We start from the raw sequence: 14,373 nt of genomic DNA on the forward strand, positions 1-14,373 counted from the left end.
AACCAGATGGCCAGCACCGGGCAGTTCCCGTGGCCATCACTGGGCAGTCCTCATGGCCGTCAGCGGGTCATTCCCTGGCCACCTATGGGGGCTCTTCACGGTTCGTGGTGATGGGGAGCGTCGCGTCGCTGGCGTAAAACGGCTCGTGGTCCTGCTGTGATGGGTGTTGTCAAGACATCCACATTCCAGAGGACCACGAGCCTGTGCACGAGAGTACTGGTTCGCAGCGCGATGCTGCGAGCACGATCTTCAACCTGCCCAACTATCGCGTCATCGACGCGTTCGACCTGCCCGACGGGGACCGGCGGGTGGTGATCGCCTCGACCGTTCCGCCGGGCTGCCCCGCTTGCGGGGTGCTCGCGACGAAGGTCCACTCCCGCCGGGACCAGCAGATTCGGGACGTCCCGATTGCTGGGGCGATAGAGGTGGTGTGGGCCAAGCGGCGCTGGTTCTGCCTCGAGCCGGCCTGCACCAGGGGCACGTTCTGGGAGTCCACCGAGCAGGTCCCGCGATACGCACGCTCGACGACCCGGTTGCGGGAGCAGGTGGTCTCGGCCGTGATCACTTCCGGCAGAGCAGCCTCGGAGGTGGCCCGGGCCCACGGCGTCTCGTGGTGGCTGGTCCAGGCCGCCCTGGCGGCTGCTGCCGTCGTCCTGCCTGCCGTCGACGACGTCCCGGTGACGCGCCTGGGCATCGATGAGCACCGCTACCGCACGGTGCGCTGGTTCCGCACCGATCAGGGAGCCTGGAGACGGTTCGAACCGTGGATGACGACGCTGGTCAACCTGGCCACCGGGCAGGTGCTCGGCATAGTCGATGGCCGCAACTCCGCTGCGGTCGGTGACTGGCTCGGCCAGCGCTCAGAGCCTTGGCGGGAGCGGATCGAGATCGTCGCGATCGATCCGTCAGCCGCGTTCCGCAAGGCCTTGCGGGACTACCTGCCCCGGGCCGCGGTCTCGGTCGACAAGTTCCACCTCGTGAAACTGGGCAACGACATGGTCACCACGGTCCGTCAGCGCCTGTCCCGCACCCACCGTGGTCGTCGGGGCCGCAAGGACGATCCGGCCTGGGCCCACAGGATGCTGCTGCTGCGCGGCGCGGACACCCTCACCCCTCGCGCCTGGGAACGGCTTGAGCACGTTTTCCGCACCGATGACCCCACCGACGAGCTCTCGGCCGCCTGGGGCATCAAGGAACAGCTCCGGCGCCTGCTGACCACCGACACCCTCGCCCAGGCCTGGGACGAACGGATGCGGATGGGCTACTTCGCCCAGATCGCAAACATGCCCGAGGCGACCAAGCTCTACGACACCGTCGTGGCCTGGTGGGACGCGATCGAAGTCCTGATCGTCACCGGCGCGACCACCGCCCGCGTCGAGGCAGCGAACACCGGCATCAAGAACATCAAACGCACCGGCCGCGGATTCCGCAACGCCGAGAACTACCGGACCCGTATCCTGCTGACCAGCGCCGCGAGAACCGTAGCGTGAATACCCGCCACTGCAGGGTCATTCACCACGAACCGCGAAGAGCCCCTATGGGCAGCTTTTCATGGCCGCTTACACTGGTGCTGGCCGGCGTCAATGGGACGGCCGCCGGGGCGGGGCTCGGGCTCCTGCTGGGCGGCGACGTCGTGCTGGTGCGCGAGGACGCGCAGTTGGTGACGGCGTTCTCCGCGCTCGGGATGACACCGGACACGGGCGTGTCCTACTGGCTGCCGCGGGTGCTGGGGCCGGTGCGCGCGACGCAGCTGTTGCTCGGCGGTCGGCGCCTGACCGGGACCGAGGCCGTGGAGTGGGGCCTGGCGACCGAGGCGGTGGCCGGCGACGCATTCGCGGCACGTCTGGCGGAGCTCGAGGACGAGCTGGTGGCCGGTCCGGCGCACACCTACGGGCCGACGAAGGCGCTGGCGCGCGGGGCCGACGTCGAGGCGCTGCGCGCGCACGTGCGGCAGGAGGCCGCGTCGATCGCGGCGGCGTCCGAGCATCCGGAGGCCGTGCGGCGGGTGGAGGCCTTCGCGGGCCGGTGAGGGGCGGTGAGCGGCGGGCCACGGACCGGGCCGTGAGCGGCCAGGCCGACGACGCGCCTCCACCGGGCCGACCCCGGTCAGGTGCGCGAGGGCGTGGAGGTCACTTGAACATCTTCAGGACGTCGCCCAGGCCGACCGTGGTGCGCCGGTAGACGGCGTTGTAGGCGGCGCGCTTCGGATCGCGCAGCCAGCCCATCCCCTTGCGGCCGTAGCCGGGGATGACCTTGCGCTTGATCGCACGCTTGGCGCGGCCCGTGGTGCGGGCCTTGATGGACTTCTTCAGGCTGGGCTTGCGGAGACCGATCTTCATGGGGCGAGCGTACTGGGTGGGGTGGACGGGGTGAGGGGGTCAGCGCCTCGCCAGGACCTGCCCCTGGCAGGGCTGTCAGGCACTTCTGTCGTCCTCCTGGACGGTGCGCAGGAACCACTCCAGCGCGTCGAGGAACGCCTCCTGCGCCGCGGCCGGCCGAAGGGTCTGCGGCTTGATGCTCGGGCGCCGGCGGAGAGACTCAGGGCCGAATTCCAGCCCGGGGATGAGATTCAGACGTCCCCGGAATTCGTCGAGAAGCGCCTCGTCCGTGAAGGGAGGCCACTTCGCCAGGTGATAGAAGACGACCTCGACGCCGTACGTCGGGTACATGATCACCGGCCAGATGGCGCGTGCTGACGTGCGCGGGACGACCAGGAAACAACCGCCGGCGGCATTGTCCGCGAATTCCGCCCGGCCACCGCGCTCGACCCAGCCTCGTTGGACCTCGATCATTGCGCGGGCCGATTCGGGATCGTTGTGGTCGTGAAGTCGGTCGACCCAGCGGTCCCGCAGCGCAGGGTCGTTGCCCGGGGCCGCGAGCGACCGGGGATCCGTCAGGTCGATGTCGACGTCGATGAGCTCGGCGAGCTGCTCCGCCAGCAGCCGCTGGCCGCCGTCGGCACGTCCGTCCTCGGAGAAGCGCACGCCTTCGGCCGCGAGGACGTCGTGGGGATCGTCCGTGCGGTGGACGTCGGTCCACCGGAAGGACGGAGAGACGGTGCCTCCCGCCTGGAGCACACGATGAGCGTGCGGCAGGGCCGTCCGTGCGAGGTAGGTCCCCACGGGGACCGGATGACTTCCGATCAGCCGTGCGAGTTCGCCGTAGGAGGTCCAGGACCCGGCGGGAATGGCCTCGACGGCATCCGTCAGCGTCTGCCAGGCCGTGTGAGCGACCCCGGAGGCGGCCTCTGCCGAGGGCCCCGGCCAGATGCCGACGATCCGGTCCGCCAGCCGCTCGGCGCGAGCACGGATCTGCGCGGGACCCCATACCGGCTCAGCGGAGATCTCCTGGTTCATGCGGATGCCGCTCTTGGCCAACTCCGCACGCTTGACCGCGAAGGGCCCGTTGCTCAGCTCGCTGTTGTACCCGGTGAGGGTGAGGTTGCCCAAGGTGTGCAGGAGCTCGGTGTGCACCTCTCGAAGGTCCTGGTGCGCCTCGAGCTGGTCGGCCAGAGCGCGCTCCCACTCCTCCGTGAGGGTCTGCGGCATGACGTGCTCGATGGTCGCGCTGTCGAGGTCCACCGGCTCCTTGCTGCCGTAGGACTCCTCGATCCACCGGAGGATCAGCTTCCGGTGGGCTGCCCGGCCCGTCGTGTAGAAGGGTGCCGTCATCACGGCCTGGCGGATCTGATCGTCGGAGGCGAAGTGCTTCCGTCCGCTGGAGAGGAAGCGCTGCAGGGCATCCGCCGGATCGTCCTGACCCTGGATGTCGGCCGTGGCCGCGAGCAAGGTGGTGTTGAGACCGTCGGAGTAGCGGCCGAAGACGAGACGTCGGACCAGGTACGACTCGAGGTAGAGGAGCGCACGGGCCAGTTCGTCCGAATCGATGTCCCCCAAGGACCGGCGCTCCATCAGGTGCAATGTGATCGGGAACGTCGTCGTCGTGCGCCAGGCGCGCAGGCGTGCCAAGCGGAAGCGCACTGCGTCGTCCTTCTCCTTCTCCGGGCGGAGCATCACGTCGTAGAGACGCCCCAACGCCAGGAACCGCTCGACTTCTGCCCTGACCTGCGACTCGTCCTGCAGGTCACGCATGCGACGCTGCTGCCCCGCGTAGATCTCCGTCTGGCGGACCTTGGGATCCTGTTGCACCAGGTCAAGCCAGAACAGGGTCTCCAGTTCCTCATTGGAAAGCAGGTTCTGCAACGGGAGCCACAGGGTGGTGTAGACCTCATCCGCCCGGGTGGGCAGCTGCATGAACAGGTAGTTCCTGAGCAGGTCACCCTGGGTGAGCTTGAGGCCGGTGTTGTTCAGCGACTCGAAGATGCGGTGGGCGTTGTCGTTCTCCCCGGTGGTCACGGACACGATCGACAGGCCGGCGACGACGGCGGACTCGACCTCCGCCAAGGTCAGCGGCTCCTCTTCACCGTCGGCAGACGGTTGACTCAACCCGAGCAGCTTCGTCCGGAAGAACTGGTGGGCTTCGCTGATCCTGGAGCCTTCGGCAGCGTCCGGGGCGTGCTCGATCCGCCCGCGGTAGGCGGCACGGTCGGCCTGGGTGGGCAGGACCTTGTACCGGAGATCGCCGTCCTCCCACTTGTTGACCAGGTACTTCTCGTTGACCCGATCGGCGTGCATGGGGCCTTCGTGCTCAGCCCGGTGGTCGCGGACAGCGGCGAGGAGGAGCGTCAGCGTCGTCAGCCGCTGCTGCCCGTCCACCACGAGCCACCGCTGGACGCCGCCAGGCCCGTTGTCCCGGAAGCCGGCGAGAACGAGGGAGCCGATGAAGTGGGTTGCCGATGGGTTGTCCCGCCGGTGGTCGGCGACGTCCACGACGTCCTCCCACAGTCGCTGCCACTGCGGGCGTCCCCAGGAGTACGTCCGCTGATAGAGCGGGACCGTGTACTGGTAGGAGCCCCCGAGGAGTTCCTGAAGGGTGACTTCACGCGCGGCGACCATGGGACGAGCCTAACGGGGGGCGCTGAGGCCAGATCGTCCCGAGGTGTCAGGGCAGCTTGCCCTGCCGGGAAGGCACGTGACGTTGCGGTCGCGGCCCACGGACAAGTTGAGCCCGAACTGCCCGGAGGCCCCGATCTGACGCAGTTCGACCACGGTCTCCGGCTCTACCAACGACGCCGCTGAACGCGCGTCACTCGAAGAAGTCCTCGTCGATCTGCAGTACGTGAATGGTCTTCTTCACCTGCGCGCCGACCCGGTGCTTGAGCATGAGTTGCGTGAGCTTCACGCCGTCGATCAGCACGATCCTGTTGGGCACAGCGTCCGCATATGACTGGGCATGCTTGCTGAAGGAACTTGTCGTGATGAAGACGCCCTTCGTCGCACCATGCAAGTGCAACGCTCCGACGAACGCCTGGATCGGTTCCCGGCCGACCGTGTTCGCGTCGGCGTAGCGCTTTGCCTGGACGTAGACACGGTCGAGGCCGAGGGCATCGCCGTCGATGACCCCATCGATGCCGCCGTCGTGGGACTTGCCGGTCACAGCCGCCTTTCCCTGGGTCCCGCCGTAGCCCATGGCCATGAGCAACTGAACCACGGCTTCCTCGAAGAAGGCCGGCGTGGAGTTCTGCAGCCGCTCGAGCAGTTCCACACGGACGGTCTCGTTGAGACTGGTGACGGCATCCTGAGCCTGTTCTTCAGGGTCCACGATCGGGTCAGCCGCAACAGCGGGCTGAGCCTCAGGATGGGCATGGGCCTGGACCGGTTTCTTGGCGGTGTCCTTGGGCCAGAACGGATCGAAGAATGCGCTGGCGCTGGCGAAGTCGTTGAAGCCTTCCGGATGGTCCTTCAGCCAGGCCCGCCCAGCCTCTGTCAGCACGTAGATGCCGCGCGCGGGCCGCTCGATGAGTCCAGCTTTGGAGGAGTGCGTCAGTGCCCAGCCGCCGCGCCCGCGGTACCGCACTTCTCCGGACTCGACCGTCTCTGCCCTGGCTTCTTCGCTGAGCCCAAGCCTGTCGGCTGCCGCCTCGATCACGTCGCGGCGCTTCATGCTCTCGTGCTCTGCGAGTACCTCAAGGGCAGGGCGGACGAAGCGAGGCCAGATGGGGACGGTGTTCATGCCGGTGATCCTGCCATAACCAGGGCATCACCCCGGCGCTAGGGCGTGTCTGAGAATAGATGCACGAGTCAGCTGAGACCCTGGGGACATGTCCCGGTTCCAGATGCTCTCCGACGCCCAATGGGAGTTGATCGCCCCGATGCTCCCGACCCGGACCGGCCGCGCCGGCAGGCCGTTCGCCGACGCCCGCACCATGGTGGAGGCGATCATCTACCGATACAGGTGCGGAATCGCTTGGAGGGATCTGCCCGAGGTCTACGGGCCCTGGCAGACCGTGTGGACCTGGCATCGGCGCTTGGCCGAAGAAGGCACATGGGACACGGTGCTGGCCACGCTGACCGCCGCCGCTGACGCCGAAGGCCTGATCGATTGGTCGGTCTCGGTGGACTCCACGATCGCCCGCGCGCATCAGCACGCGACGAACATCACCCGCCTCACAGGGGGATGGGTCGAACTACAAGAATCCGCGTGAGGAGCCGGCCGATCACGGCATCGGGCGCTCCCGTGGCGGGCTGAGCACGAAGATCCATCAGCTCGTGGACGGGACCGGGCTGCCGCTGGTCAGCCTGATCACCCCCGGCCAGGCAGGGGACTCCCCGATGCTGCTTCCTCTTCTGGAGCAGCTGCGCGTGACCCGGCCAGTAGGGCGGCCCCGGACCCGCCCTGCGGCGGTGCTGGGCGATAAGGCGTACTCCTCCCGGGCGATCCGCACTCACCTACGTGCCCGTGGGATCAAAGCGGTCATCCCCGAACCGGCCGACCAGCAGGGCCACCGCAGACGGCGCGGTGCCCGCGGCGGGCGCCCCGTCAGCCTCGACGCGGACGCCTACAAGGGCCGCAACGTCATCGAGCGTCAGTACGCTCACCTGAAGCAGTGGCGGGGTCTGGCGACCCGGTATGACAAGTACGCGATCATCTACAGGGCCGCTGTGGTCCTGAATGCTGTGCTCGCATGGTCAAAACGATTGTCAGACATGCCCTAACCCGATTCCGCGACATACCCCCACGCTTCTGTGCGATGCGCAACGGGACCTGCGCTGACGGGAGGGCCTCACGAAGGCTCCAGTTACGGTAACTGCCCTCTACCTCGATTCTCCCGCATGCAGGGTGAGATGACTGCTCAGCCCGTCCACCCACGGATTCCCCGGGGTCCTCACCCACAGACAATTCCTTCCAGGTACAAATGCCACACCTGCGTGAACTGCAGACCGACTACAGTGACAACGAGACAGTCCACGACTATGTCGTTCTCCAACGGCCCCCTACATATCGGACCCGAGGGTCCGTCGGCTGATTTCTCAGTATGTCGTGCTGCCGCCATGATCACGAGACTCAACGCAACAACCGTCAGGGCCACTGGAGTAACAAAAATTCCGAAACGCGGATTATTAAAAACTCCAGTGAGATCCATAAAATTGAGTATAATGCCGAGAATCGAGAATAGGTAGATTCTCCGCCGCCTCCCCCTCGCTATGATAGATCCGATAAGGATTCCTGCAGAGATGGCTGCTGCCAATCCTGACGCAAACAAGAGCGAGAACTCGTGAGGTGACCATCCTGTAGGCGCCCTCCCCCATTGCCCGTCCCAGCCCACCAGGTCCTGCACGATTCCCGCGAAGATACCCACCAGAGCGACCCCGAGGGTCAAACCCAGCGCTAGGAAGATGCGCCCTCCCCTACTCATACTGTTCACGCGTTTCCCTTTCAATGTCGCACCCCTCAATAGGTTTGCGACTGCCCAAACATACTCCCGTGGTTTTTCGCCAGAGTCTCCAGCTCGACGCCGACCCCCTCGTACTGCGCTTCGCCGACCCCCTCGGCATAGTCCACCGGCCCAGCCCCCTCGCTCCGCACCTTCCAGTACAAGTACTCCCCGATCGCCGCGACGATCATCTTGGACGGGTCCCCGCCTCTGCCCACGATGTCTGTCATCTTCACGAAGGCGTCCTCGTTCGCGTACACGGCGCCCATCGCCGACCGTTCCAGGTTCGGGCTCGCCAGGAACTGCTCCAGCGAGTTCGCTCCGGCCTGCCCCAGCAGCTTCTCGTCCTCCATGAGCGGCGCCACGAGGGCACTGACCCACGCCTCCTGCTGGGACGGGGAGGCATCCACGCCTTCGCCGGCGAAGATCTCGTTGATCTTCTCGATCACTTCCTCCAACGGCCCGCGCTGCTTCTCACGCACCTGTCCGCCTCCCACAGCGGTGGTCCCCTTCAGCGCGACCCCACCGGTCAACCCGATGTCCCCCGAGGACGTCTTCTTCTGCCGGATGCTCACCAGCTGCACATCGCTCAGGTCGATCAGCTCCTCACCGCCGGGCTGATCGCCCACGAGCTGCACCAGGTGCCGCAGGAACAGCGCCCGCTTGTAGTGCTCGGTGTCCCCGAACTCGTAGATCTGGGAGAGGAAGTCGTAGAGGCTGACGAAGGACCGCATGTCCTTGCGCACCAGCACGAGCTCGTTCACGCGCGTCTCGTCGTTGTTCATCCGCGCATGCGCCAGCTCCTTGCGGAACCGGTATGCCACGGGCTCCAGCGCGGCCTGCAGGCCCTCCTGCCCGCTCCCCGGCTTCCACGCGACCCACACGTCGGCGAACGCGTCGACCTCGTCCCAGTCGTACACGCCCGCGGCGTCGAGTTTCGTCCCCAGGTCATGGATCAGGTTCGGGTCCGTCACCGTCTCCAGCTTCGCGCCGGCGTAGTACGGCTCGAAGGCGGCCTGGATGTCGTCTTCGGAGTTCACGAAGTCCAGCACGTAGGTGGTGTCCTTGCCGGGCGCCGCGCGGTTCAGCCGGGACAGCGTCTGCACGGCCAGCACGCCGGAGAGCTTCTTGTCCACGTACAGGGCGCAGAGCTTCGGCTGGTCGAAACCGGTCTGGTACTTGTTGGCCACGATCATCACCTGGTAGCCGTCCCCGTCGAACGCCTTCGCCAGGTCGCCGGTCACGGACGGGTTCATGGACCGCTCGGTGACCTTCTCGAGCCCGAAGTCGTCGTCGGTGATCTCGCCGGAGAAGGCCACCAGGGTGCCCACGTCCGTGTACCCCATGTCCTGGATGTACTGGTCCATCTGGCGCTTGTACCGGACGGCGGCGGCGCGGGAGTCGGTGACCACCATGGCCTTGGCCTGCCCGTCGAGCAGTCCGGCCACGTTGGCGCGGAAGTGCTCCACGATGATCTTGACCTTCTGCGCGATGTTCGTCGGGTGCAGCTTGACCCACCGCATGAGCTTCTTGCTCGCCTCGGTCTGGTCCACTTCGGTGGTCTGCTTCCCGACGGCGGCCCGGTCACCTTCGGGACGGAACTCGCCCTGCTGTCCGGCCAGGGCCAGCTTGAAGGCGGTGTCGTAGTTGGTGAAGTTCTTCAGCACGTCGAGGATGAACTCCTCCTCGATGGCCTGCTGCATGGTGTACCGGTGGAAGGAGGCCGGGATCTCCTGGCCCTTCTCGTCGTACTCGCCGGAGGGGCGGCCGAACATCTGCAGGGTCTTGTCCTTCGGGGTGGCGGTGAAGGCGAAGAAGCTGATGTTCTCCGGGCGTCCGGTGGCGGCGACCTCGGCGGCGAGGATGGACTCGGTGTCCGCCTCTCCCCCGTCTTCGAGGTCGGCCTGCTCGTCCGGGGTGAGGACGCGCTTGAGCTTGGCGGCGGCGGAGCCGGTCTGGGAGGAGTGCGCCTCGTCCGCGATCACCGCGTAGGTGCGGCCGGCGAGCGTCGAGTCACCTTTGAGGAGTTCGAGCACGGCGGGGAAGGTCTGCAGCGTCACCACGATGATCCGGTTGCCCTGCAGCAGCGTCTGCTTCACCAGGGCGGACTTGCTGGTGGCTTCTCCCCCGAGGTTCTTGCGGTCCACGGCCACCACGGTGCCGGAGGTCCGCTCGATCTGCCGGACGGCCTCCTGAAGCTGGTCGTCCAGCACGGTGCGATCGGTGACCACGATGACCGAGTCGAACACCCGCTGCTCGTCCGCCCCGTAGGTGGAGAGCAGCCGGTGGGCGGTCCAGGCGATGGTGTTGGTCTTGCCGGAGCCCGCGGAGTGCTCGATCAGGTAGGACTTGCCGACGCCCTCCTCGCGGACGGCGGCGAGCATCGTGGTGACGGCCTCCCACTGGTGGAAGCGCGGGAAGATCAGCGTGGACTTCCGGCGCGAGCGGCCGTACTCGTCCTCCACGGTCTCCTTCTTGAGGAAGACGAACTTCTGGAGGATCTCGAGCCAGGTGTCCCGCTGGAGAATTCGCTCCCACAGGTAGGCCGTGGAGGAACCGCCGTTCGGGTTGAGCGGGTTGCCGGCGTGGCCGTCGTCGCCCTGGTTGAAGGGCAGGAAGAAGGTGTCCTTCCCGGCCAGCTTGGTGGTCATCCAGACCTCGCGGTTGGAGACGGCGAAGTGGACCACGGCGCGGGTGCCGAACCCGAACAGCGGTGTGGCCTTGGGGTTTCGCTCGCGGTACTGCTTCTTCGCGTGGCCGATGGACTGGGTGGAGTCGGTCTTCAGCTCGATCGTGGCCACGGGCAGGCCGTTGACGAAGAGCACGAGGTCTACGGACTCGGATTCGTGCGCCCCGGTGAAGTGGACCTGCCGCATCACGCGCAGCCGTATGCGCTGATAGGAGGCGACGGCGGCCGGGTTCAGGTTCGTGGCCGGCCGCGGCTCGGCCATGCGCAGGGTGGCGGAGGTGCCGACCTTGAAGCCCTTGCGGAGCACATTGAGGGTGCCGCCGACGCCGGTGTCCTGCGGCTTGTTGAGCACGTCGATCAGGCGGGTGGTGATCTGGTCCCGCTGTGCCTGCTGCGCGGAGGCGGGGGCGTCGGCCTTCACGATGCGCCCGTAGTCCTCCGGCTGGTTCTCGGCCAGCCAGGCGTGGATGTCCTCGGAGAAGATCGCGTTCTTGCGGTCGTAGCCGGCATCGTTGTCCGAGTAGAGCCAACCGTGGGCCTGGAGGTACTCGCAGATGTAGGTCTCGAGCTCGCTCTCGTTGTGGATGGCCATGGCGGTCAGTCCTCCGTGGGGATCTCGATCTGGCCGGTGACGGCGGCGGTGATCAGCGCGGCCCGGCGCTCCTGAGCGAGCTCGATGAACCGCTCCGCCTTGGCGATCAGAGCGTCGATCTTGGCGGTCTCACTCTCCCATTGCTCAACAACTTGGGCTTGGCAGCGCGGGTCGGGCACGGCGACAGGCAGACGGACGGCGACGCTCGTGTTCATGCGTTGCCTCGTTGACCCCTGCGCCAGTTGAAGGACGAGTTCGCGAGTCTGAGGAGCGTTGAGCGCGACCACCATGTAGCGCGAGTCGACACCTGCGTGAAGTCGGAGCCGGAAGCAGTCCGCCTTGTTGATTGCCGGTCCAAGCCCCTCCGGGACCTCTGCTGTTCGGCCAAGGGACACGTTCGAGTCTCCGAGGCCCGCCATGATGAGGTCTCCAGGTGATACCGCGTATCGCTTGAGTTTTTCGCCGTACTCGTGCGAGATGAACGCCTCATCATCAAGCTTGAAAACTCCCGGGCCGATGTTTCCCAGACGGATCACACGAACTCCAGACGCCGCGTAGTGGGCCGAGGTCAGCGCTGACCCGAAGGGGCCGTCCGAAATAGACTGGACGTGGCGTCTCAACGGAAGTGGCCGAACCGTTTTGAGGACACTGTCGTAGAGCCTCCTCCACGAAGCATCACCGCGTTCGCGCAGGCCCTCGATGAGCTGTCGCTGCTTCTCGATCAGGGCGTCGATCGTGGCGGTCTCGCGGTCGAGGTAGTCCGCGATACGCCGTTGCTCCGCTAGCGCAGGCACGAGCCAAGGCGCGCCGGAGAGCTCCTCGCGATTAACCTTCGGCATCTTCACTCGGTCGGCAGCGAGGGCTGCATAGGTAAGGAACGGGTCAGCCAGCATGTAGTACTGGCAGAAGCGAACGTCAGCCTCCTTGGCCGGGACCACTGGGTACATGTCTGCACTGCACAGGCAGTCTTCGGTCGCCACGGCCACCTTGTTGAGCGCAGGCCGGATCTTCGAGTAGATGAGATCGCCCGCACGGACGACGTATTTGCCCGAGTCTGCACCCTGCTCCGCGGCGGTCTCTCTCGCCAGGACACGGCCCGTTCCCGACTCGATGTGGTTAGGAGCTATCAGGACAGTGCCGGACCACACCGGGTCGCGGGGATCGACCAATCCTCCTCGAACCAACATCTCTCGGCCGAATGTGGAGAGCCTCCAACCCGGCGGAGTCGAGTCTGTGTCGAGAATCACCGCTCGACCTCCTGCAGGAGCTCGATGATCTCGGCGGTGAGCTGCTTGAGCTCGGCGTCGATCTCCTCGAGGGGGCGCGGCGGCACGTACGTGTAGAAGAGCCGGGTGAAGGGGATCTCGTAGCCGATCTTCGTCTTGGACTCGTCGATCCAGGCGCCGGGCACGTGCGGGGCCACCTCAGCCTCGAAGTACTCGTGGATGTCCTGGCCGAAGGGCACCAGCTCGGTGTCCCGCAGTGAGGTGTCCGGCTCCGGCTCGCCCTTCTTGTTCGTCACCATCTCCGCCTCTGGGTCGTGCACACCGATCGCCCCGGTCATGGCCTTCACCAGTGGGGCGCCGGCGGTCACGCCGTGTTCCTTCAGCGCCTTCTTCAGCTCCAGCACGAAGGTGGGCTGGTGGTCCCAGACCCGGCCACGCAGGGAGGCGAGGGCGGTCTCGAGAGCTGACCGGCCGTCGTCGGGAAGCTTGTCCACCGGCTTGGTGGCGAGCGCCGCCGCGATGGTGGCGTCCTCCACCTCGAAGCGCAGCTGCAGCGGGCGCTCCACGGTGATCTCCCGGTAGCCGAAGTCCTGCGCGGTGAGGACCTTGGAGAACTCGGCGTTGTCCTCGGACTGGGCGTCGAAGTCCCGGTAGATGTCCAGCACGCGCTGGCGGTCCGCCTTGGACAGCTCCTTGTTCTTCGAGCCCACGTTGCGGCGCAGCTTGGTGAAGAACGTGCGGGCGTCGATCAGCTGCACCTTGCCGCGGCGGTCTGCCGGCTTGTTGTTGTCCAGCACCCACACATAGGTGGCGATGCCGGTGTTGTAGAACATGTCCGTGGGCAGCGCGACGATCGCGTCCACCAGGTCTGACTCCAGCAGCCAGCGGCGGATCTCGGACGGGCCCGAGCCCGCCCCGCCCGTGAACAGCGGGGAGCCGTTGAGGACGATGCCGGCCCGTCCCCCGCCCTCCGAGACCGGGCGGAGCTTCGAGGCGACGAGCTGGAGGAACAGCATCTGGCCGTCGCTGATGGCGGGGGTGCCGCCCGGGAAGCGGTTCGTGGCGCCGCCGGCGGCGATCTCCTTCTCCACCGCGGTGCGGGAGGCCTTCCAGTCGCCGCCGTAGGGCGGGTTGGAGAGGACGTAGTCGAAGCGCTCGGTCAGGTGGGCGTCGTTCTTGAGGGTGTCCCCGCGGGCAATGCCATCCGCGGCCTGGCCCTTGCCGAGCAGCTCGGACTTGCAGATCGCGTAGGACTGGTCGTTGAGCTCCTGCCCGAACAGGCGGACCTCCGCGTTCGGGTTCATGCGGCGCAGGCGCTCGTCCAACACGGAGAGCATGCCGCCGGTGCCGGCCGTGGGGTCATAGACGGTGCGGACCGGGTAGCCGGTGAGGACGTCGTCGTCGTTGGCGGTGAGCAGGTCCACGAGGAGCTTCACCGCGTCGCGCGGGGTGAAGTGCTCACCGGCGGTCTCGTTGGAGGCGGCGGCGAAGCGGCGGATCAGGTCCTCGAAGAGGGTGCCCATCTCCGCGTTGGAGACGACCTCCGGGGAGAGGTCGATGGAGGCGAACTGCTGGAGGACCAGGAAGAGGCGGTCGTGCTCGTCCAGCTTGGCGACCGTCTTGTCGAACTCGTAATAGGTGAACAGGTCCGCCACGTTCTGGGAGAACCCGTCCACGTAGGCCAGCAGGTTCGTGCGGAGCAGGTCCGGCTCCTGCAGGATGCGGTCCAGGGTGAAGGGGCTGAGGTTGTAGAACGTCAGGCCCGTGCGCGACTCCACCAGGTTGTCCAGCATGAAGTCTGGATGGCCCTTGGCCGCCAGTTCAGCGAAGAACTCCCGGTGCGGGGCCATGACCGCCTCCATGCGGCGCAGGATGGTGAGCGGAAGGACGAGGGTGCCGTACTGGTTCGGCTTGAATACGCCCCGGAGCTGATCCGCGATCCCCCACACGAAGTTCGAGAGGTTCTGGGGAGAGCGGTGGGGCGCCGAGGCAGCGCCGCGCGTGGCGGGGGTGGTCATGGGGTCCTTCGAATGGTGGGGGCGGGCCGCTGGACGGGACCCATTCCGACCCCGCAGCGACCCGACAGGGCGAC

The 14,373-nt window shown here is 66.7% G+C and carries 9 protein-coding genes; 3 read left to right on the plus strand and 6 right to left on the minus strand.

Features of this window, described 5'->3' with window-relative positions:
* Positions 1-203: 203 nt before the first annotated feature.
* Positions 204-1,490, plus strand: coding sequence for an ISL3 family transposase (locus AC0VX0_RS09860; protein ID WP_355505385.1), 1,287 nt, complete (start codon positions 204-206; stop codon positions 1,488-1,490).
* Positions 1,491-1,537: 47 nt separating this feature from the next.
* Positions 1,538-2,029, plus strand: a complete 492-nt coding sequence (locus AC0VX0_RS09865; protein ID WP_376174623.1) for an enoyl-CoA hydratase/isomerase family protein — start codon at positions 1,538-1,540, stop codon at positions 2,027-2,029.
* A 100-nt stretch (positions 2,030-2,129) separates the two neighbouring features.
* Here AC0VX0_RS09865 and AC0VX0_RS09870 read toward each other — a convergent pair whose 3' ends face one another.
* From AC0VX0_RS09870 to AC0VX0_RS09880, 3 genes are all read right to left on the minus strand, one after another.
* Positions 2,130-2,339 (minus strand): hypothetical protein, encoded by a 210-nt coding sequence (locus tag AC0VX0_RS09870; protein WP_002857973.1) that lies wholly within the window; start codon positions 2,337-2,339, stop codon positions 2,130-2,132.
* 75 nt (positions 2,340-2,414) lie between these two features.
* A complete protein-coding gene (locus tag AC0VX0_RS09875) occupies positions 2,415-4,955 on the minus strand; it encodes a GmrSD restriction endonuclease domain-containing protein (protein WP_357013012.1) in 2,541 nt (846 codons plus the stop codon).
* A gap of 190 nt (positions 4,956-5,145) precedes the next feature.
* On the minus strand, positions 5,146-6,072 hold the full coding sequence (locus AC0VX0_RS09880; RefSeq protein WP_357013011.1) for a restriction endonuclease: 927 nt from the start codon (positions 6,070-6,072) through the stop codon (positions 5,146-5,148).
* A gap of 88 nt (positions 6,073-6,160) precedes the next feature.
* Here AC0VX0_RS09880 and AC0VX0_RS09885 point away from each other — a divergent pair.
* Positions 6,161-7,055 (plus strand): IS5 family transposase gene (locus tag AC0VX0_RS09885; protein ID WP_136940265.1). Its coding sequence is split into 2 segments (ribosomal slippage): positions 6,161-6,517 and positions 6,519-7,055, totalling 894 coding nucleotides; the frame shifts between segments, so codons are not numbered across the junction.
* Between the two features lie 736 nt (positions 7,056-7,791).
* Here the strand turns inward: AC0VX0_RS09885 and AC0VX0_RS09890 are convergent.
* Genes AC0VX0_RS09890 through AC0VX0_RS09900 form a run of 3 tightly spaced genes read right to left on the minus strand, consistent with a single transcriptional unit; the run spans position 7,792 to position 14,299 of the window.
* Positions 7,792-11,055, minus strand: a complete 3,264-nt coding sequence (locus AC0VX0_RS09890) for a type I restriction endonuclease subunit R (protein ID WP_357013009.1) — start codon at positions 11,053-11,055, stop codon at positions 7,792-7,794.
* 5 nt (positions 11,056-11,060) lie between these two features.
* Positions 11,061-12,302 carry a restriction endonuclease subunit S gene (locus AC0VX0_RS09895; protein WP_376174627.1) on the minus strand — a complete coding sequence of 414 codons (1,242 nt, stop codon included), beginning with the start codon at positions 12,300-12,302 and terminating at the stop codon, positions 11,061-11,063.
* On the minus strand, positions 12,299-14,299 hold the full coding sequence (locus AC0VX0_RS09900) for a type I restriction-modification system subunit M (protein WP_377636681.1): 2,001 nt from the start codon (positions 14,297-14,299) through the stop codon (positions 12,299-12,301). Before AC0VX0_RS09900 ends, AC0VX0_RS09895 begins: the two co-directional genes overlap by 4 nt.
* Between the last annotated feature and the right edge of the window lie 74 nt (positions 14,300-14,373).

Source organism: Micrococcus sp. iso_26, assembly GCF_056172975.1.